18 protein-coding genes and 5 pseudogenes are annotated in these 19,807 nt (G+C 63.3%); 8 read left to right on the forward strand and 15 right to left on the reverse strand.

The features are described 5' to 3' along the window. Nucleotides 1-91: 91 nt before the first annotated feature. From ACGFK1_RS28845 to ACGFK1_RS28855, 3 genes are all read right to left on the reverse strand, one after another. Nucleotides 92-487, reverse strand: a complete 396-nt coding sequence (locus ACGFK1_RS28845) for a hypothetical protein (RefSeq protein WP_393437786.1) — start codon at nucleotides 485-487, stop codon at nucleotides 92-94. A 170-nt stretch (nucleotides 488-657) separates the two neighbouring features. Beyond that, nucleotides 658-2,967 (reverse strand): DUF2357 domain-containing protein, encoded by a 2,310-nt coding sequence (locus ACGFK1_RS28850; protein ID WP_393437789.1) that lies wholly within the window; start codon nucleotides 2,965-2,967, stop codon nucleotides 658-660. 2 nt (nucleotides 2,968-2,969) lie between these two features. After that, complete coding sequence (locus ACGFK1_RS28855; protein WP_393437792.1) at nucleotides 2,970-5,123, reverse strand: McrB family protein; 2,154 nt, start codon at nucleotides 5,121-5,123, stop codon at nucleotides 2,970-2,972. A gap of 502 nt (nucleotides 5,124-5,625) precedes the next feature. Between ACGFK1_RS28855 and ACGFK1_RS28860 the strand changes: the two are divergent. Then, a pseudogene (locus tag ACGFK1_RS28860) lies at nucleotides 5,626-6,614 on the forward strand (DUF3375 family protein); the annotation flags it as partial. Between the two features lie 239 nt (nucleotides 6,615-6,853). Here the strand turns inward: ACGFK1_RS28860 and ACGFK1_RS28865 are convergent. The 4 genes and pseudogenes from ACGFK1_RS28865 to ACGFK1_RS28880 form a co-directional block, all read right to left on the reverse strand. Beyond that, nucleotides 6,854-9,052, reverse strand: coding sequence for an MDR family MFS transporter (locus tag ACGFK1_RS28865; RefSeq protein ID WP_393437795.1), 2,199 nt, complete (start codon nucleotides 9,050-9,052; stop codon nucleotides 6,854-6,856). 128 nt (nucleotides 9,053-9,180) lie between these two features. Next, nucleotides 9,181-9,834, reverse strand: a complete 654-nt coding sequence (locus ACGFK1_RS28870) for a DsbA family protein (RefSeq protein WP_393437798.1) — start codon at nucleotides 9,832-9,834, stop codon at nucleotides 9,181-9,183. Nucleotides 9,835-10,128: 294 nt separating this feature from the next. Continuing rightward, nucleotides 10,129-10,464 (reverse strand): annotated as a pseudogene (locus ACGFK1_RS28875) (lipoprotein LpqH); the annotation flags it as partial. 34 nt (nucleotides 10,465-10,498) lie between these two features. Continuing rightward, nucleotides 10,499-10,648: a hypothetical protein gene (locus ACGFK1_RS28880; protein ID WP_393438033.1), complete on the reverse strand. Its 150-nt coding sequence runs from the start codon at nucleotides 10,646-10,648 to the stop codon at nucleotides 10,499-10,501. A gap of 215 nt (nucleotides 10,649-10,863) precedes the next feature. Here ACGFK1_RS28880 and ACGFK1_RS28885 point away from each other — a divergent pair, with 215 nt between their 5' ends. The 3 genes and pseudogenes from ACGFK1_RS28885 to ACGFK1_RS28895 all read left to right on the forward strand — a co-directional run. Continuing rightward, nucleotides 10,864-12,306 carry a DUF3375 domain-containing protein gene (locus ACGFK1_RS28885; protein ID WP_393437800.1) on the forward strand — a complete coding sequence of 481 codons (1,443 nt, stop codon included), beginning with the start codon at nucleotides 10,864-10,866 and terminating at the stop codon, nucleotides 12,304-12,306. Nucleotides 12,307-12,328: 22 nt separating this feature from the next. After that, a pseudogene (locus tag ACGFK1_RS28890) lies at nucleotides 12,329-12,442 on the forward strand (DUF4194 domain-containing protein); the annotation flags it as partial. Between the two features lie 106 nt (nucleotides 12,443-12,548). After that, a pseudogene (locus ACGFK1_RS28895) lies at nucleotides 12,549-13,070 on the forward strand (TenA family transcriptional regulator); the annotation flags it as partial. 59 nt (nucleotides 13,071-13,129) lie between these two features. Here the strand turns inward: ACGFK1_RS28895 and ACGFK1_RS28900 are convergent. From ACGFK1_RS28900 to ACGFK1_RS28915, 4 genes and pseudogenes are all read right to left on the reverse strand, one after another. Further along, nucleotides 13,130-13,587, reverse strand: a pseudogene (locus ACGFK1_RS28900) (acyl-CoA desaturase); the annotation flags it as partial. Nucleotides 13,588-13,802: 215 nt separating this feature from the next. After that, a complete protein-coding gene (locus ACGFK1_RS28905; RefSeq protein ID WP_393437803.1) occupies nucleotides 13,803-14,006 on the reverse strand; it encodes a cold-shock protein in 204 nt (67 codons plus the stop codon). A gap of 55 nt (nucleotides 14,007-14,061) precedes the next feature. Continuing rightward, nucleotides 14,062-14,520, reverse strand: coding sequence for a DUF5994 family protein (locus tag ACGFK1_RS28910; protein WP_393437806.1), 459 nt, complete (start codon nucleotides 14,518-14,520; stop codon nucleotides 14,062-14,064). A 161-nt stretch (nucleotides 14,521-14,681) separates the two neighbouring features. Next, nucleotides 14,682-15,425 (reverse strand): TetR/AcrR family transcriptional regulator, encoded by a 744-nt coding sequence (locus ACGFK1_RS28915; protein WP_393437809.1) that lies wholly within the window; start codon nucleotides 15,423-15,425, stop codon nucleotides 14,682-14,684. Nucleotides 15,426-15,582: 157 nt separating this feature from the next. On the opposite strand from ACGFK1_RS28915, the gene ACGFK1_RS28920 reads away from it, so the two are divergent. Next, nucleotides 15,583-15,774: a hypothetical protein gene (locus ACGFK1_RS28920; RefSeq protein ID WP_393437812.1), complete on the forward strand. Its 192-nt coding sequence runs from the start codon at nucleotides 15,583-15,585 to the stop codon at nucleotides 15,772-15,774. A 3-nt stretch (nucleotides 15,775-15,777) separates the two neighbouring features. Further along, nucleotides 15,778-16,011, forward strand: coding sequence for a hypothetical protein (locus ACGFK1_RS28925; protein ID WP_393437815.1), 234 nt, complete (start codon nucleotides 15,778-15,780; stop codon nucleotides 16,009-16,011). A gap of 195 nt (nucleotides 16,012-16,206) precedes the next feature. Here ACGFK1_RS28925 and ACGFK1_RS28930 read toward each other — a convergent pair whose 3' ends face one another. Then, nucleotides 16,207-17,415 (reverse strand): fatty acid desaturase family protein, encoded by a 1,209-nt coding sequence (locus ACGFK1_RS28930; RefSeq protein ID WP_393437818.1) that lies wholly within the window; start codon nucleotides 17,413-17,415, stop codon nucleotides 16,207-16,209. A gap of 232 nt (nucleotides 17,416-17,647) precedes the next feature. Between ACGFK1_RS28930 and ACGFK1_RS28935 the strand changes: the two genes are divergently transcribed. Both ACGFK1_RS28935 and ACGFK1_RS28940 read left to right on the forward strand, forming a co-directional pair. Beyond that, on the forward strand, nucleotides 17,648-17,785 hold the full coding sequence (locus ACGFK1_RS28935; protein WP_393437821.1) for a hypothetical protein: 138 nt from the start codon (nucleotides 17,648-17,650) through the stop codon (nucleotides 17,783-17,785). Further along, nucleotides 17,769-18,950, forward strand: coding sequence for a N(5)-(carboxyethyl)ornithine synthase (locus ACGFK1_RS28940; RefSeq protein WP_393437824.1), 1,182 nt, complete (start codon nucleotides 17,769-17,771; stop codon nucleotides 18,948-18,950). The genes ACGFK1_RS28935 and ACGFK1_RS28940 overlap by 17 nt, the downstream gene beginning before the upstream one ends. Nucleotides 18,951-18,963: 13 nt before the next feature. On the opposite strand, the gene ACGFK1_RS28945 is transcribed toward ACGFK1_RS28940, so the two are convergent. From ACGFK1_RS28945 to ACGFK1_RS28955, 3 genes are read right to left on the reverse strand one after another with little or no spacing between them, the layout of a single operon-like run. After that, nucleotides 18,964-19,344 (reverse strand): hypothetical protein, encoded by a 381-nt coding sequence (locus ACGFK1_RS28945; RefSeq protein WP_393437827.1) that lies wholly within the window; start codon nucleotides 19,342-19,344, stop codon nucleotides 18,964-18,966. Between the two features lie 6 nt (nucleotides 19,345-19,350). Then, nucleotides 19,351-19,584, reverse strand: a complete 234-nt coding sequence (locus ACGFK1_RS28950) for a hypothetical protein (RefSeq protein ID WP_393437830.1) — start codon at nucleotides 19,582-19,584, stop codon at nucleotides 19,351-19,353. Between the two features lie 2 nt (nucleotides 19,585-19,586). Continuing rightward, nucleotides 19,587-19,745 carry a DUF6307 family protein gene (locus ACGFK1_RS28955; protein ID WP_393437833.1) on the reverse strand — a complete coding sequence of 53 codons (159 nt, stop codon included), beginning with the start codon at nucleotides 19,743-19,745 and terminating at the stop codon, nucleotides 19,587-19,589. Between the last annotated feature and the right edge of the window lie 62 nt (nucleotides 19,746-19,807).

The raw sequence follows: 19,807 nt of genomic DNA on the forward strand, positions 1-19,807 counted from the left end.
GGCTCCACTTCTACAATCACCACCGAGCCCACTCCGCCATCGGAGGCCAGCCGCCGATCACACGACTGACCAACCTCCCTGGACATCACAACTAGCCCGGCTGGTCGATTTGCTCAAACCAGCTCTGGAGATCATGTGGATCGACGATGTCCGCCGGATGAGACAAGTTCCCGACGTCGACGTGCCCGATATCGCAGGACGTTTGTTCGGCCGGTACCGCGTCGCACTGGCTGCTGTGCGTGAAGCGTTCAAGGAGGTGTTCGGAGCCCACTGTTTCTATTGCTGCCAACGCCTCCCGACGAACAAACGTGTCGATCATGTACTCCCCTGCGCTCTCGTCGGCATCGAGGGGCTGGCCAATCTCGTTCTTGCTTGTTCCGTGCAATGCCGAAAACGGCACATCCTGCCGGCAGTGACCCTCGTCAATCGCGTCCTGAATCGCGACGTTGACGCTCTCGAAAAGATCCCAACCGAATCCATTGACCAACAGAACGCAACCCGGTCCTCGCCGCGCCGGGCGGAATCTCCGCGGGCAACCGCCGGGCGTCCCGACGTGGTCGGGACATGAAGTAAGTACCAGTTGGACAGCAGCATTGGCACCGGCAAATGGACTCGTCCACGTAGCACTAAGAGGCCCAGCAAGCTAATCGCTGATCATTAAGGCCGTGGGTGTAACCCGCCGGGGCTTGGCGTCCCCCCATCGCCTTGGGGGGCGATGGCCGAGGCTGCACGGATAACGTCCCACCAGGTTACGACAAGCGGCGCCCCGTTCGGGACGTTGGCCGTTAGAAGCGCCACGTCGATGGAGTCGGCCCACAAGGGCAGTTGCTCGACGAACTCGAGGTCGGCAACGAAATAGATATGACCGCGGGGGTTCGGATACCCAGTCGCCAATAGGTCGGCTGCCGTTGCCGGCCGCCAACGCACTACCTTTGCCATGCGGGCCACGCGCAAGGTGTCGTTCTTGTCCTCGTACAAGAGAAGCAACTTGGCGCCGAGTTCTCGTCCGCCGATCTCCACGGCACCAGCCCGATCTCCAGCACGAATGTTGTACCGCCTCACCCGTTCTACCCACTGGCGCTGATCGATGCCTCGAACGAAACCGAGAAGCACATCCGTATCGGCAGGAGGTTCCTCCAAGAAGTCCGTTGTCAAAGATGACTCCAGGATGGGCCCACCAGGTCGGTGGACGGTCGCGGTCCAGAAGCGATGCCGCTCATCACGCGTCACCTGACTCGCGACATGTGCGAGCACGTCACTGAAGAATTGGTCGAGGGCTTGAGACGAAGATGGCAGGCCGTCGCTGCTCGGCCTGAGCGGGAAGGCGCCGAGGCCGGGCAGCACTTCTTTGAAGCCTGGATGTCGTCGAATGTCCTTGACCTCAGATCCCGGATATAGCACGTACGCCCCCGCCGTTCGCGAGATCGCGTCTCGGTAAGCATGCATCTTGAGAAGATCTTCGCGCTTAGCGCCGCCAGAGGCCGGTTCCTCCAGCAACTCATCCGAATCGGGGACTGGGGTCAGCTGTGCGAGGAGATTGTCGACGCGGTACTTCGCGTCGAAGTGCAGCCAAACCTCGAGCTCTTGCGTGGGGACGCGCGAAGGCGTGCTGCCTTCTGGTCGAATGCGCACGGAGCAGTCCGGGCGCATCGCTTGACTCCATGACCCCCCTCGATCGTTCGCCCCGGCGAAAGTTCGATTGAAGAAGACCTCGACAAGAAGCGGCCGGCCTCCGCATTTGATAGACCACCGCAACCTCGACGCGCGGCCTCGGCGCATAGTCATGGAGATGCCATCTCCAGCGACGCTGAAGGCGCGCGCCGTTCGATCTTCACCGCACACTCGCCCGAGTGAATCCACCACCGCAAGAAAGCACCAGAACTCATAAAGCGTTGCGATGTTGCGTTGCGATGCTGCGAAAACGTCGTCCATGTCCCCGCGGTCAATGCGTACGATAGGGCCTGACTCAGTCATCGCGAACGTTCGGAAGATTTCGCGGTAACCCCCGCGCTTGAGTAACACCTGGTCCGACGTTGGCATCCTCCGTAGTGAGCTGACCTCCCGGAAGAGCGGGTGGGCAAGGTATTCGTCGAGTTGGGCACCGACGTCAGCGACGATCTGCTGACCGCGGCGCAGCGGTCCTGAGTCCACCTTTTGCGAGGCCAGAAATAGCACGTCGGACAATTCCAACGCGACGGCTCGCCACCGCTCCAAGGCAAACTTGACGAACTGGTTAGGTGAGTTGTCGACGCTCGCTTCAGCGCGATCACGGGTTAGAGCAACAGGCAACGACGCAAGTTGGTTCGAACCACCCGACCACGGTACCCGCCGGCCGGGCACGCAAACTGCGCGACGAAAAGCGGCGCCGGCTGGAAACGGTGATCCAATCGGGCGCATCTCTTGCTCAGACACCCATGTGCGGTTCGGCTGCGAGGTGATACGCGCAATTGCAGCCTCGAACGCCCGATCCTGCAGATACGCGGCGATCATCGCGAAGCGCAGGTACAGCAGTTCGGCAGGTAGTTTACTTGGCGCAAGGTCCAACATGCTTGGGGCGAAACCCTGCAACACCGCCTCTGCAGCGAACGAAGAAATGTCAGTCAGCATCTGGCGATACTCAGTCTCGTGGTCGAGCTTGACGGCCAGAACGTCCACATCGGTCGTCCCTGATAGCCCTGTCGTGCGATCACCAACTCTGATCCGAAGAAGTCCAACGGCTTGACCGGGACTTAGCCGACCTCGCTTCCAAGTCGCATCGTCGGGATCGAACAACTCGCGTGGCTCAACTTCTACATGCGTTGCATCGGTTAATATCTCGTAGCGGTAGGTCCCGGCCTCACGCAGCGCGACATCAGCGCGGGCAGAGAACGTCGTGTCCTGCTTACCGGGAAGCTTGGCGATCAGCAGCTCACCTATGACATGGCCCTCGCCATCTCGAAGTGCTAACTGGATCGACTTCCGGAGCATGGCTACTCAGCGAAGCTGACGAACTGATTCGCGCGGACGGACTCGATCATGCGGACGATCTTTTGATGCGTGACTGGCAGCTGCGGGGCAGGACCCGCCCCCTGGGCTAGCGCGTCCAACGCAGTGAGAACCGGCTCCACTTGCCGTCGCGATCCATGTACCTTCGGCAGAACCTTCTGCATCATCGCGAGGTCGAGCGCGATGTGACCGTCGGTGTGTCCCGTCGCTGCGTAGAACGCGCAGAACCGCAGGATTTCATAAAGCGTTCGGTGCCCGAACTCCTGATTGGCGCGAGCCAAGATTGCGTGAACCTCTCGGAGGGTCAAGACAATTTCATCGCGAGCCGGATGAGGATGCTCTCGCTGCCAGTCATCGCTTTCCGCCAGCGAGGCGAAGGCGCGCACTCGCCGGTCCTCCCCCGCCTGCGCTGCAGTGGGTCGCCGAAGGTCGGCGTCGAGCTCATCGGCGGTCACCCGAAACTCATAGGTGAAGGCCCTGTCGAGAACCTTCGGCGAGAACATATAGGTCGTTTCGTCAACGTTGACCGTGCCGACAACGAAAAGGTTTCGTGGCAATGACAGCCGCTGTGCTTCTACGTCACGCAGTACCCATTGACGAGTTGGTTGTTCGAAGACCAGATCCGGTAATACCGGACGTCGCGATTCGACCCCGGAGAGGAAGTCCGAGAAATACCGCTCGACATGGGCCAAGTTCATCTCGTCGAGGATTAGCAAGTATGGGTGCTCAGGATCGCTCGCGGCGCGAAGAACAAACTCGAACGCTTCGGGAACGAACCAAACCGGCGCGCCAGACGCTGACGTACGGAGTGCATCCTCGTACCCAAAGATGGATTCCGGGCCCGTCCAGTCTGGCCGCACAGGTACGACGATGTGACGATGACGTCCGTGTTCATCTGTCCCGAACCATTCACCGAGCCTCATCGCGAGCTGAGTCTTGCCCGAACCGGCGAGTCCCGTCAGGATCGCGAAGGGTTTGGCCAGCAGGCCGGCCAAGAACGATCGAACGAGATTTGAGCCTGCTGGGAAGCGGAGTCCAGAAACTTCCACCGCGACGGCGAAGTCACTAAACAGTTCGGCCGGCATCGCCGCCTTCTCTAATGTCGGCGTTGAACCTGGACCGGCTGGGGCCGAAGGTAGGTGCGCCGCGAGCTCGGGAAAGCGCCCGGCCAGTTCCTTTACGAAGTGTCCCTGGAGCCGAACGAGATAGACCTGCTGGACCGATCCGGTGACTGTGAACGGCGAACCCTGTCTGATTCGGGCACCCTCGTCGATAGCGCCAAGCGCGACGGGTTCATTCAGTTCCTGATACTGCGACTCGACCAGTCGGCCCTCGTTATCCCAGGACTGGTCGTCGAGCGGATTCGGCGCCGGCCTCGCCGCTGCACTTACATGGCTCGCGGCCCGCAGCGAGCCATTGCTGTAGTGCAGAACAACGTCACCTTCGCGGACCTCATCCATGGTGTCCCAGTGGTATTGCGGACGGCCTGCCTTATTAAGCATCGGCGCCCAAAGGAAGCCGCCATCGCGCTCCTTCGTGTAAGTGGCGCCTTGATTTACCCACCAGACCGAAGCCTGTCGTCCAAGGAAGGTGACGCCTTGGTCAGTTATTCCACCGTTTCTATCGATGAGCCCACTCTCTATGAGGAGTTCTCGGTAGCGAGCACCCTGGGATTCGAAGGTCCGATCTGCTTGCCACTGACCAGTATCCGCATGCGCTTCTAGTGCACGCCCTAGATCGTCGGTGGAAAAGCCGGGGGCCAAGTCTCGAACAGCCTGAAGAGCAATACGAACGTCCGAAGCGAGCGGAGTGCTATCACCAGATAGGCGGTCTCGAAGAACGCCAGCCTGAGTGTCATTAACGACCCAAGGATTCCTCGGATCAACATTGTCGGCGTAAGTGTTACCAGATTCGGTGAGCATCCACCCACGCTTGTCCTCCACCACGAGATCGAGCATCTGCGCGAATCGGAGACAATCACGCGCCCGCCTTTCCGGGTTCTCGAACCGACCCCCGGACTTGAACAGGTGTGCTGGATCCTCGCCAAGGAGTTCATTGATATTGGCCGAGCCGAGGTCTCGAAGACGGGCGAGTAGCAGATTGCCGTAGCTAAACTTGAGCGTTGGAATCGCCAGCACGGTCTCAGGCTAGTTGGCACGCCAGCGGCGCGCAGCATCCGAGATTTAATCTGCATGCTCCAGCCGATCCTCGTGTTCCCAGCAACAGGGATCTTCGAGACTAGTTCGGTGATAACGATCAACGGGCCTGCCAGGTGGCGCTGCGTTCGAGTTTGTATGCCCACCAATCTTGGTGACCTCGACCGTCCATTCTCAACACCCTCGACCGGCGTCGCGAGGGCGTGCTCGCTTCGACCTGTTCATGTTTGCGGCAGACGCGAGTCCGGCCCCGCCTGGCCCCTGGCAGCGCCGCAACGCTCGAGCACCACTAGCAACCGATTTCACAGCTGCATCAGAACACCATCCACTGAGTGCAAACCCTTGAGCCAGACCGCATTCCGCCGGAGTTGCCAATGGCCGATTCTGGCCAGAATCTTACCGACACGGTCCTTCGCGCTCCCGAGCTGTCCCTCCCGTCGCCTATGTTGAAGTGTCCAGACCTACGACACACCGAGGACCGCAGGTGAACGACGACGCGGGAGTAGGCGACCTGCTGGAGCTCAACCGCGACCTGCAAGGCTCCCGAGCCATCCGCCTGCTGGCGACAACCAACCTCAGCCTCTACGCCACATTGATGGAGCGCCACCTCGCCGACGGCCAACTTCCCGAGACCGAGCTTGTCGTCCACCTCGAACGCGACCTGCAAGACCTCGACGATCCCCAGTCCGGGCTCGCGCTCATCAAGTCCTGGGCCGCCCAGGGCTGGCTGCACCGCATCGTCGACGAACGCCACGACACCAACGTCTGTTACCTCACCCAGGACGCCCGCCGCGCCCTGGATTTCTTAAGAGGCATGCGCCGCCAGGACACCATCGCCACCGGCGGCTCCATCACCGGCATCGCCGCGCGCCTCAAGCACGTCGACCGTCAAAGTCGACAACGACCCCGCCCACATCCGCAAGCACATCGAAGCCGAAATCGCCGCTCTCCATGAGGAACTCGACGCCCTCGACGCCGGCCAACGCCCGGCACCCGACGTCACCGACTGCTACGACGAGGCCCGCCATCGCCCTGCACATGGAACGTCTCATCACCGACATCGGCCAATACGGCACCATGATCGAACAAGCCACCGCCGCCCTCGACGAGCCCATCGACTCCAACACCGCCTACCGCGACCGCCAGCGCCAGATGTACTCCGACTACCAGGCCGCCTGGAACTCGAAGGGCCGCAACTCCCACCGCGCCTTCCTGCGCATGATCAACGACCCCGACCAACGCGCCGAATTCGAAACCGACGTCGCCGCCGTCGCCGAAGCCCTACCCGGCCTCGACCCAGCCCTGCGCAAGGTCATGGCCGGCTTCTTCGAACTCGTCGGCCACCAGATCGACGAAGTCGAACGCATCCAGCAGCGCTGCGCCCAACGCGTCAAACGCTTCACCGCCTTCGGCACCATGGAACAAAGCCGCGGGGTGGCCCGCGATGCTCGACGCCCGAGACGTGCGCAACGGGTTCATGTTCGAGGTGCCAGGTGGGAAACCGCAACGGGGAGCTGGTCCACACGCACAGCCACGCCGGGGGCGAGCAGGAGAAGCTTATTGTGTTCTACCTCCGCACGTGCGCTTAGCTTCAACCTGATGTGCCACGAGCACTGACAGCAGAGCGGTTTCGCGGAACCCATGCCCGACGACGCGTTCTTTCAGAGATAGCCCGCCTCGCTTGGTCGCTTCGGTGGCAGACCACCGGAGATTTAGCGGTACGGACGCCGCGAGCCTCTCGGTGGCGGACCTGGCGGTGGGCGCAACCGTGTCGTGGGGGGCTCAGCGGGTGCCTGCGGTGGCCGTACGTAGGACCTCTGATCCGGCCGCCGTGGCGGAGCCGGTCTCGGTGGCAGTGCCCGGCGCGGCGGCCGCAACCGCATCGCCTGGGTCTCGTCGTCTGTCCAATCCCTTTGCACCAGAACGTTTTGTGTCACCCGGTCCAACGCTTGCCTGACTTCGTGACGATCGGGTCGGTCCTGCAGACCGGACGTCTGGGCCAGTCGCTGCGTCAGCCACTCCATCGTCTTTGCGCGTACCACCTCAATCTCGCGTGCACCGATCGGCGTCAGCCAGAAGTCGTCGCCATTACGCTCGGCGTAGCCCGTAGCCACAAGCCGATCGAACGCGGGCTGCAGAATCTCGCGCGGCACGCGGACATGTTCGGCGACATCACCCACCCGCGCCCGCCCGGCAGCTTGTCCAAAGCGATACACCTGCATCAGCGCCCACAACCGCGAGATGTCGAGCTTGCTTCCCGGGCGTTCGGCCAGCGCACGCAACTGCATCCCGGACCCCTGACGAATCAGCCTGCCGACCGCGTTCTCCAGGACCTGGTCCGGCGAGTCCGTCGTCGGCATCGCGAAACCCTCACCCAGGTCGATGGCGGTGCTAACGGCGTTGTCGCGCAACGGAACCTGCTTCAGCGTCAACGCCAAAATGAACCCGACCACCGCCACCGGCGTCGCATACAGGAAGACCTTGTCGAGCGCATCGGCGTACGCGGCCGCGATTGGCGCAGCCATCTCCGGCGCGAGCTTGTGCAGCGCGTCGGGAGACTGCGCGGCCTCGGGCGGCGCGCCGCTGCTCGCCAACGCGCCCGCGAGCCGACTGCCCAGGAAGTTGTTGAACAACGACCCGAACACCGCCGCACCGAACGAGCTGCCAATGGTGCGGAAGAACGTCACCCCAGACGTCGCCACGCCCAGATCGGCGAAGTCGACGGTGTTCTGCACGATCAGCACCAGCACCTGCATACTCATGCCGATCCCCGCGCCGAGCACCACCAGATACACCGACTGCACCACAGTCGACGTGTCCGGCCCCATCCGCGATAGCAGCACGAAACCGATTGCCATCACAGCGGTTCCGGCGACCGGGAAGATCTTGTACTTACCTGTGCGGCCGACGATCGTGCCGCTGCTCAGCGACATCGTCAGCATCCCGACCACCATCGGCAGCGTGTGCAGACCCGATGTCGTCGCCGAGACGCCGTCGACGAACTGCATGAACGTCGGTAGGAACGTCAACGCCCCGAGCATCGCGAAACCCACCACGAACGACAGCGCACAGCACACCGCGAAGACCGGCTCGCGGAACAGCCGCATTGGCAGAATCGGTTCCTTCGCACGCAATTCGACGAAGACGAACGCCACGAGCACCACCACCGACCCGACGAACAGCCCGATGATCGTCGGCGAACCCCAGGCGTACTCACCGCCGCCCCAACTCGTCGCCAACGTCAGGCCCGTCGCGCCCAAACCGACCAGCACGATGCCCGCATAGTCGACGACCGGACGCGCGACCCTGCCAAGGTTCGGAATGGCAACAATCGCAACGAGAATCACGATGATCGCGACGGGCACGTTGATCCAGAACGCCCAGCGCCAACTCAAGTGATCGGTGAAGAACCCGCCGAGCAGCGGGCCGATGACGGTGGTCACGCCGAACACCGCACCCAGCGCGCCTTGGTAGCGGCCGCGTTCGCGCAGCGGAATGACCTCGCCGATGACCGCGGTCGCGGTGACCATGATCGCGCCGCCACCGACTCCCTGCAGGGCACGCGCCGCGACCAGCATCTCCAGCGAGCCGGCCAGCCCGCACAACACCGATCCGAGTAGGAAGAACGACACCGCAGCCAGAAAGACGGTCTTGCGGCCGAGCAGATCGCCGAGCTTGCCGACGATCGCCGTCACGACCGTCGACGCCAGTAGATAGCTCGTCACCACCCACGCCTGGTGGCCCGCACCGCCGAGGTCGGCCACGACCGTCGGCAGCGCCGTCGCGACGATTGTCTGATCCAGCGCAGCCAGCAGCATGCCCAGCACCACGGCCGAGAAGATCAAGTTGCGCTTCGGCGCCGCCACCTCCGCGCTAGTGGGTGGTGGCCCGCCGGTCGTCGTCGCCGTCATAGCTTGGTGTGTCCTCGCTCGATGTCGAATGGCCGTCCGGTCCCATATAGCCACTCTTGGGACCGGTAACGCGTCTCGACGGTGAGATCATTAGGCTACCTAATTGCGTTACACGCGGTGGCGCGTTTTCAGCCCGGCAGCTCGTCGAGCCACTTCGACTGCCCGTCGACGGGCTGACCCTTGATCACCACGGTCGGGATACCGGGGTCGGGGAACTGGCGAAGGAGCGCGAGATTGTTTGCGGCGGCGGCACCAGGATCAAACCCGATCGGCAGGCCGACCCTGATGAGGTCCTGGGCCAGCTGGGGTGCGCCGACGTCGTTGGCCAGCCCGGCGAGCTGGTTGTTGTCCAGATCCGTCGGCCCGCCCTCTTTCGGTTGGTGCTCGGCCGAGAAGATCTGTCGGACGAAGCGCCACGCGATGTCGCTCGACCGCGCCTGATCGGCAACCACGAACGCCGCGTAGATCGCCCGGCTGTCGTAAGTGCCGCTGGCCGAGTACTTGTCGAGGTAGTCCACGAATCGCAGATTGACGTGCAGCGTGCCTGCCTCGATGCGTTGACCGATGGCCTCGCCCTGCGCGCGGACCATCTTCCCGCTGAACGGGCACATCGGGTCCACGTAGAGATCGACCTGTCCGAGGGCGTCCGGGTCGCCGAGGGAGATGACATCCCCCGCTGGCGCCGCAGCCGCCGCGTGCGCCTCTCCAGCGGCCGGGCCGCACATCAGCAGTGCCACGATCACGCCCAAGGCCGCCGCGAGGGCAAGCATGATCCGGTTCATCACATCCATCATGGCGTGCCGTCCTGTGGGAGGGCCCACGGGGGCGTCGGGACGCGCACACTGAAGCCCCGAGTTCAAGAATCCGCGTAACGTGATCGGCCCGGGTAGCGGAAGGAAGCGTTGTGGAAGCTGGTGACGCCAAGACTTCGCGCGCGTCCACCCCTCGACCCGTGACACATAAGGACGAAAACCGTCGGGATGCGATCTTGCGCACCGCCACGAAGCTGTTCTCTGAGCACCGTTTTCCGGAAGCGCGCGAGGGGTACAACGCCGTGGCTCAGTTGACTCGCTGACCTACTCAGGGCAACTGAACTTCATCTCGAATGGCCTCGTCACCGGTTTCGTGGAGTCCGCAGCAGCGTCCAAGTCATCCACCTGGCCGCGGATGGTGTAGTTGTTTCCGTTCTTCTGCGCCGTGGCTTCATCCAACTTGGAAACCAAGTAAAGGGTCGATTTCCCGCCCGCGATGGACTTGTCGATCGACACGACTAGCACCCGCGGCGCAGCGCCTGAGGTCACCTTGGCGCCGGTGGAGAGGTTGTCGTCGCCAATGTCGATGATCACCGACGGGCCCATGTACTTACACCTGACGCCCGTGATGTCATGCGCGCGGCCGTCGACCGTGACCTGTGCGCTGCCCCACGTCGGGGAACCTGGCGCTGCGCTACTGCTCGACGCCGAAGACGGCGAGCTCGATGCGGATTGCGGCGAGTTCGTTGCGGACTGCGACGAACACGCCGCCAGTGCCATCACCGCCGTCGCCATCACTGCCCGACATCCGTGCCGCATACCGTCGCTCCAACTTCGTCGTCACCGATCCGCTTCAGCCGACTCACAGTAATCCGCGAGCATCGCTCGACCCGCGCCCACTCCTATCCATACGCTTCATTCACCTCGTGTTTCACACTGGTCGCCATGCCTCCCAGAACGGGCCAACTCACCCCTCGACACGGCCTCGTGGCGCGCCAGGTCTGTCGGCCCGGTGCCCTATGTTGGGGCCTCCGAGTACTCAACTCGATAGAGGAATAGGTGGACGAGAACAGCGCGGTATCAGCGGTCGACCTGCTCGAGCTCAACCGCGACCTGCAAGGCTCGCGCGCCATTCGCCTGCTCGCCACGACCAACCTGAGCCTCTACGCCACGCTGATGGAGCGCCACCTCTCCGACGGCGCGGTGCCTGAGACTGAGCTCGTCGTCCGCCTCGAACGCGACCTGCACACGCTCGACGACGCCCAGTCCGGCCTCGCGCTGATCAAGTCCTGGGCCGCCCAGGGTTGGCTGCATCGCATCGTCGACGAACGCCACGACACCAACGTCTGCTATCTCACCCAGGACGCCCGCCGCGCCCTGGATTTCTTAAGAGGCATGCGCCGCCAGGACACCATCGCCACCGGCGGCTCCATCACCGGCATCGCCGCGCGCCTCAAGCAGGTCGCCGTCAAAGTCGATAACGACCCCGCCCGCATCCGCAAGCACATCGAAGCCGAAATCGCTTCTCTGCATGAGGAACTCGACGCTCTCGACGCCGGCCAACGCCCGGCACCCGATGTCACCGACTGCTACGACGAAGCCCGCGCCATCGCCCTGCAGATGGAACGCCTCATCACCGACATCGGCCAATACGGCACCATGATCGAACAAGCCACCGCCGCCCTCGACGAACCCATCGACACCAACACCGCCTACCGCGACCGCCAGCGCCAGATGTACACCGACTACCAAGCCGCCTGGGACTCGAAAGGCCGCGACTCGCATCGCGCCTTCCTGCGCATGATCAACGACCCCGACCAACGCGCCGAATTCGAAGCCGACGTCGCCGCCGTCGCCGACGCCCTGCCCGCGCTGGACCCGGCCCTGCGCAAGGTGATGGCCGGGTTCTTCGAACTCGTCGGCCACCAGATCGACGAAGTCGAACGCATCCAGCAGCGCTGCGCGCAGCGCGTCAAACGCTTCACCGCCTTCGGCACCATGGAACAGAGCCGCGGGGTGGCCCGCCAACTCAACGACGCCATCGCCGCCGCCCGCGCCCTGCTCAAGTCGAGCTTCACCGATTCCCGCCTCGACATCGACGTCCCGCTGGCCCGCCACAACATCAGCTCCGTTGGCGCCCTCGGCTTCCGCATCGGCGACCTGTCCAACCCCAAACCCGCCAAACCCGGCGACACCGACGTCGACCTCACCAGCTTCGCCGCCCTCACCACCCAGGTCGACGCCCCCGCCATGTCCGACATGCTCAACCACGCCATCACCGGCGGGCCCGTCACGCTGCCCGACGCCGTCGCCATGCTCGACACCGCCTACCTCGGCCACGTCATCGTGCTGTGGTCGTGGGCCCTCAAACAGCCCAACGCCGACACGGCCGAGTCGGCCACCGTGCGCTTCCGCTCACTCGACGGCCGCGACCGCGAAATCGCCGTGCCGCGTTTGAGTTTCACCGAACCCATCACCACCCTCGCCGGAGCCAGCACGTAACCCTCCAACAGATGAAGCCGACATCGACTTCTCCTCACTGCCTCAGGTCGACCAGACCGCCCGCGCACCCGTTCAAGGGCGACCGCGCTTCGACGGCGACGTCTGCGAACTCCCCGACCGAGCCTGCTGGGCCCTGCTCAGTACGCGGGCAGATCGCATTGCGCCCCGGCGTGGGTCCGCCGGTCGTCGTGACTATCCTTCGGGGCGTGCTTGATTCGCTGTGAGCCGCCGCTACGCGGCATCCTTTTCTCGAAGCGGTGCGCGACGGCGCCGTCACCGACGCCGCGTTTGACCGGTGGCTGGTGCAGGACGCGCTGTTCGTCAGCGACCTGCTGACCTTCCAGGCTCGGCTGCTGGCACGCGCCCCGCGAGCAGCTCAGGCGGTGCTCGCCGGCGGATGCGTGGCGCTGGTCGCGGAGCTGGACTGGTTCGAGGACCAGGCGACGCGGCGAGGGATGACCTTGGAGCAGCCACCGATGCCAGCGACGCTCGCCTACCGCGAACTTCTGGGGCGACTGGACGCCGCGCCGTATGAGGCGGCGTTGACAGCGCTGTGGGTGCTCGAACGCGTGTACCTGCTCGCATGGTCGTCCGCCGCATCGGACGCCTCACCGTTCGGTGAGTTCGTAGCGCACTGGTCCGCGCCTGCCTTCGCGGATTACGTCGACGCGCTCGGCGTCCTGGCCGTCCCGGACCGACACGACAAGCTAGTCGCCGACGTACTGACACACGAGGTGGCGTTCTGGGACATGGCGCTCGCATGAGGCGCGGCTCCTACCTGTGCTAACTCGCGCTATTCCGGTGTTCCCGAATCTGGTCGCCTTTATGCAGGCGAACGCCGTCCACCTCGGCGGCGGCGCGCACGCGTCTGCAGCGCCGTCCGGAGCCCCACGATCCGACCACCTGCTCGCACAACCCGAGCACCGCCGATCCCGGACCTCCGTTCCGACGCGGTCTCCGGCGCGTCGTCACACATGGCCCGCAACCAGCGGTCGGGAAACGCCAGCTTGTGAATCGTACACAGCGTCAGAAGATATTGGCGCACAAGCGAACCGCTGGTGTACGGCAGATCGTACTTGTCGCACAGCGCCCGAACCCGTACAGCAATCTCGGCATACCGGTTACTCGGCAGATCGCGAAACAGGTAGGGCTCGATCTGGTAACAAAGATTTCCCGTCGAAAACGTTGGGCTGTGACGTTGGCGGCTATCGTTCTGCGCCAACGAAACATGCTCAGCGCTGGGAACAGCACATAGTCCTTGACGGTTTGGCCACCGATCTGGTCCGGCCGTGTAGGCGAGTGTCTGGCTCTTGCGTGAACCCGAAATAGACGCGGACGACCGGTCGGGATTGATAGAAACGACGGCCGCGCGTCGGCGTACTGCCAATGTAGCCACCGCGACGCAACCTAAACCGTCTACGCAGAGGAAAACCCCCTGAGTGACACGGCAGGTCGAACCTGCCCCATCGACTCAGAGGGTTTGAGGAGTCGGCGAACTAGATGCCCGTTACTCCGACTGCTTGCAAGCCTCTGGGTCCCTGCGTGATCTCGAACTTGACTCGTTGGCTGTCTTCAAGCGAGCGATAGCCGCCCGATTGGATCTCCGAATGGTGAACGAACACATCCTCTGTGCCGCCATCGGGGGTGATAAAGCCGAAGCCCTTATCGCTGTTGAACCATTTCACGGTTCCCTCTGTCATTTACTTCTCTCTTCTTTCACACTGGATGCAATCGCGCACCCATGAATCGTTTCGGCTACTGAGCCGACGCGCGGCCGACGAGCAGGTTGTCAACCGTCGAGTCGTTTTTCGGAGCCGCGGCAGCCATCAGCGTGGCATGTGCCTTGTCCGGATCGGTGTCCGATGGCACGACCAGCAACACGATCCTCCCGCGGTTGAGCCCCAGAACTTCGACAGTGTTGGCCGGCTGAAGCCGGTATCCGTCGAGTCGCACCCGGCGCCCGCCGGTCGAGAACTTAGCCAACGGTGTCGACCACTCGTTGAGCTTGAAGATCACGCGACTGATCGGCCCGAGCCGAACGGACAGCACCGCCAGTAGATCTGGCAACTCCGCGGCGAGGTCGTCACTGTGCGGCCACCACGCCCCGTCGACATACCCGCTCTGAGGCGCCTTGGGCTTCAAGCGCAATCGCGGGGTCTGCTCTGGGGTGAAATCTCGTTGCCCGACTTTCGTGCGAGCTTCTACCTGCGTCATGTGACGCTCCTGCCTTGGCCGCGAATCGGCCAGATCCTTCGAATCGGCAATGACACGACCTTGAACGATCGTGTGACGAAGTACCGCCGATATACGTCTAGTCTACCCCGGCTGTCCAGCTCAACGTCGCGCGGCCTTCAACCCTTGGCGCACAAACTTTTTCAGCCTCGGCGCGTCCCGCTCGACGGTGTCAGCGTGGCGGTCAGGCCCACCAGCAGAAGATCGAGACCTCGGTCGAGTTCAGCGGCGCCGTCATAGTTGGCCAGCGCCGACGCCACCGCTCGCACCCGGGGGAACTCGGTCACGGTCAGTCGGTGCAGCCCCAATCGCAAGACGTCGTCGGTCTCCTCGGGTCGTTCGATGACTTCCTGCAACTCGGTGAGGATGTGGCCATGCAGGTACCCGAACAGCACCCGGTAGATGTGCAGGGCGTCCGCCCCGCTGAAGCCGGCGGAGGTCAGCAGCGTGAGCACGTCCTCCAGCGGCCGCAACATCCCCGGCGGCCGTCGGCCCAACGGTGTGGCAATAGGTCGAGTCACCAACAGCGGCACGACATTTGGGTGTGCGAGTGCGAGCTGTCGGAAATCATGCGCTACTGCACGCAGCTGGGCGGTCCAATCCTTGTCCGTGGTATCCACCCGCAGCTGACCGAAAACGATCTCGGCGACGCCGTCGAGCACTGCCGCCTTGTTCGGCACGTGCCGATAGATCACCGTGGGATCACGACCCACCTGCTCGCTGAGGCGGCGCATCGACAACCCGTCGACGCCGTCGCGGTCGACGATCTGCAAAGCCGACTGCAAGATCACTGACCTGCTCACCTGGCCGTCATTCTTCCCAGGCGGCGGGGTGTTCGGATCCGTCCCGTTGGCGCGAGGACCTGACGCCGACCGCGGTTTCGCCATCGCAGCAGCACTTCCCTTCCGGTTGAGTCAATCCAGTCCAGCGGGTGTCAACGGCGGCCGTCAACACTGTTGACATTACGCTGATGTAGGCGTGTACTGAAGACCCACCAGCAGATATGGGGCATCTAATGCCAGTCAACGAACCGCGGTCACCGCGATGACGTCCCTCGGCCTCCGGCTTCTGTCGGCGCTCCCGCGGCCCGCTGCCAGCCGCGCAGCCGACACCCGCCGCGCAGACGCCCGCATCCACCGCGAAGCAACGTTTCGCGACGAAGGTCGCGACACTCGACTCGAACACCAACAGCGCGCCGACAGCGCAGCGACACGATTCGCCCGGGCCAAGGACTGACCCGTGGGCACCAACACCACACTCCTGTTGATCGTCGTCGCCGTGGCAATACTTGTACTCACCAGCGTGCTCGCGGGCGTGGTGTACAAGACCCGCGGCCAGAAGGTGAAAGAGGCCGTCCGCGATCAGGTAGAGGACTATGCGAAAGCACAAGCGGCCCGAGTCGACATCGAAATCAACACAGCCCCGGCCACCGGGACCCGTGCGGACAAATCACCTCTGGCGGGACAATCGTGACACGCACGTTCGCTCCGTCCACTCAACGCCCGAACCGTCATGTGCCGCGATTCGACACTAGATGACAGGCCGTACCTGGTGTGCGGCGGTCTCCTGGCTGTTGCGGATCTGCGACCCCCAACGGTTCGCGACCGATCGTCGACACGGTCGACGCGGCACTGGCAGGTATGCGGGATCAGCGCTGACCGCTGTGCGTCAGTGAATGCGACGTACACGGTCGCGCAACGCGCTTCGCAGCCCTACGATCGGGCCGCCCAACCGGGCGATTGACATTGCGCGGCCACCGAATTTGCGTTCCGATGCAGTCTCTGGCGCGTCGTCGGACGTAGCCGTCAGGAATCCATCGGGGAGCGCCAGCTTGTTAATGGTTCGCAAGGACAAAAGATATTGGCGCGCAAGCGAACCCGACGTGTAGGGCAGATCGAATTTGTCGCAGAGCGCCCGAACGCGCACCGCGATCTCCGCGTAGCGGTTACTCGGCAGATCGGGAAACAAGTGATGCTCAATCTGATAGCACAAATTGCCGCTCGAAAACGCCAGCAATCGGCCCGCTTTGAAGTTCGCCGAACCGAGCATCTGCCGCAGATACCACCCGGCCCGAGTCTCATGCTCCAGCACGTCAGCGGTGAATTTCTCGGCGCCGTCGGGGAAGTGCCCACAGAAGATCACCACATACGCCCATAGGTTTCGCAGCAGGTTGGCCGTCACGTTCGCAGCCAACGTCCTGCGCCAGCGAGATCGGCTCAGCGCCGGAAAGACCACGTAGTCCTTGGCAGCTTGGCGGCCGATCTTTCCGATCAGCGCTCTTGTCTCGGTGCCCCGGTCGAGGGCTCTGGCCGCGCGATTTGCCTCCAGATCGATGTCGTGCAGCGCGATGCCCCACTCGAATGTGGCCGCCAGGAACAGATTCTGAAGCGGTTGCAGCAGATACTGTGGCTGCCACGGCTGATCGCGGGTCACCCGCATCACGCCGAAGCCGAGATCGTCGTCCATGCCAAGCACGTTGCTGAACACGTGGTGGCGGTAGTTGTGCGCATGCCTCCACTGCGAGGACAACCCGGCCATGTCCCACTCCCACGTGCTCGAGTGAATCTCCGGGTCGTTCATCCAATCCCATTGACCATGGGACACGTTATGGCTGATCTCCATGTTTTCGACGCTCTTCGCGTACGCCAGCGTCGCGGTCCCCAGCACCCACCCGGCGCGCGACCGGCTGCAGCCGATGATCAGGCGCCCTGCGACGTCGAGTACCCGTTGGATCTTGATCGTGCGCTGAATATAGGCCGCGTCGCTGGCCCCACGGGAGTCCTCGATGTCGCGGCGAATGGTGTCCAGTTCGAACCCGAGCGCCTCGATGTCCGCCTCATTGAGATGGGCGTATGCGGCGATATCCGTTATTGCCATGTGATTTCCTGGTCGAACGGCCCGGGTGGGCAATGGTCTGAGCTACTGAGTGAACCCGAGAGTGCGGACGACCGGCCAGAATCATTTGAAACGACAGAAGCGCGTCGGCGTACCTTGAGTCTACGCGTCACCGAGGCCACGCGCCGCCGTAATATGAGAGCGTCACGGCTGCTGACGAGAGTAAGGTCAGGGCATCGGGACCATCCAGGCCCGCGCAATCAAGGGGTCAGCGATGTCTGACAAATCTCCTCGACACACGATGACCAAGAAGTCCGGAAAATCCCTGAAGGAGAAGCGCGCCGCCAAGCGCGCCAAGGCCGCGAGCAAGGTCTCGTCCACCGAGGCTCTGCTCCATGGCAACAAGCGCTGACACACCGCAGCTTTCACTGGGAGTTCTAGCGCGCTCGCGCAAACCGAACGAGCGCAGATTGCCCATTCATCCGGCGCATTTGAGCAGGATCCACCCTGAGATACGGCAGCGGATCTACCTCGAGCACGGCTACGGTGCGGGGTTTGGGGCCACAGATGACGCGCTGGGCGAACTTGTCGGTGGAGTCAGAAGTCGGGACCAGCTCGTCGCCGAGTGCGACGTCATTCTACTGCCCAAAGTGCAAGCCGGAGACCTCACCGAACTAAATGCGGGACAGGTCATTTGGGGCTGGCCACATTGCGTGCAGGACACGACGCTGACACAGGCAGCCATCGACCGGCGGCTGACCTTGATCGCTTTCGAGGGGATGAACCACTGGCAGGCCGACGGCGGCTTCGGGCTGCACGTCTTTCACAAGAACAACGAGCTCGCCGGCTACTGCTCGGTGTTGCACGCCATGCAATTGGCCGGGATCACCGGCAGCTACGGACGGCGGCTGCGCGCCTCGGTCATTGGCTTCGGCGCCACCGCGCGTGGTGCCGTCACCGCGCTGAACGCCCACGGCGTTGACGATGTCCGCGTGTTGACCAACCGCGACGTCGCCGCCGTTGGGTCACCGATCCACTCCACCGAGATCATTCAAATGGGGCAGTACCCGGAGTCGCCCGAAGAGACCTGGGCGGATACGCCCGCCCACGGCGTCATGCCGGTAGCCCGTTTCCTCGCCGACAACGACATCGTTGTCAACTGCGTCCTACAGGATCCCGCCTCCCCACTGATCTTCTTGATAGAGAACGATCTTCGGCTTTTCACACCGGGCAGTCTGATCATTGACGTCTCCTGCGACGTGGGCATGGGTTTCAGCTGGGCGCACCCGACCTCGTTCACCGAGCCGGTCATCGAATTGGCCCACGGCTTGCTTTACTATGCCGTGGATCACAGTCCGTCGTACTTGTGGAACTCGGCGACCTGGGAGATCAGCGAGGCATTGTTGCCGCACATCGAAACGCTGCTTTCCGGGCCGGCGGCGTGGGATTCGACCCCGACGATCCGCCGGGCCATCGAGATCCGAGACGGTGTCGTCCTCAACTCCAGCATTTTGTCGTTTCAGCGCCGCGACGATGCCTACCCGCACCGCATTCGGACCGACAGCTACGCGCAATAGGCTGTCGGTCTCCTCACGCCGGGTGCCGGATGGTGGCGCGCCTGAGCCGGCGGTTGTTCATCGGTTCGCGCGCAGACTTTTGGTGCTCGAGCTGTCGGATCAGCTCGCGCTTGGCCTCGGCGAGCGCGTGGGCGATATCCGGGTTATCGGCCACGGCCACGAGCGGCGAGAGGCCGGGCGGCCGCATGCGCAATGTGATGCGCTGTTCTGCACCACCGCGGTCTTGCAGGCTGACATCGATATCGATGTCGCCGGGATCCCACTTGCCCAGATACGGTGCCAGCGTCGACAACGAATCCAACACGAACGGACGCTCTTTGGCTACGAAGCCCGCTCCCACCCGGATCGCGGTGTCGCGAAAGTCACTTCGCTGTTTGCTCTGCTGCTTGTTCATCGCGCCTCACTCTCGAATACCCGGCCGGGCAGAACGGGCCGCATTGGCCCAGAAAAGGACCTTCTTCCAAGTCTTTTCGCTACCGTCGACGTCGGCCCATTGCCCAGCCGCGTAGTTCTGCGATCGTTTGGCACCTCTACTGAAGATGTCGAGTGTGCCGTCGCTGCACTTGACGTACGCGTCTTCGGACCGCATGTACTTGACCGTCCCGCCGCCGGTGAGCGTCACGGTAACGGTCATCGTCAGCGCATCTTCTCGGGAATTGAGTTCAGCGCGTGCAGTACGTGCACGGCCAGTTCGTTAGCAGACTCGTCGTCAAGCTGGGAGTGAGCCCTAAGGGTGTCGCTGACCAGTTCAAGACGTTCGACGTAGGGGGTGCGTAAAGATGTGGGCGCAGCCATCAGATTTCCTCATCAGTCGAGCATGTTCGCCCGTAAGCCGGGCTGCCCGATACTTCCGACGG

The organism is Mycobacterium sp. NPDC048908, assembly GCF_043197955.1.
Classification (GTDB): domain Bacteria; phylum Actinomycetota; class Actinomycetes; order Mycobacteriales; family Mycobacteriaceae; genus Mycobacterium.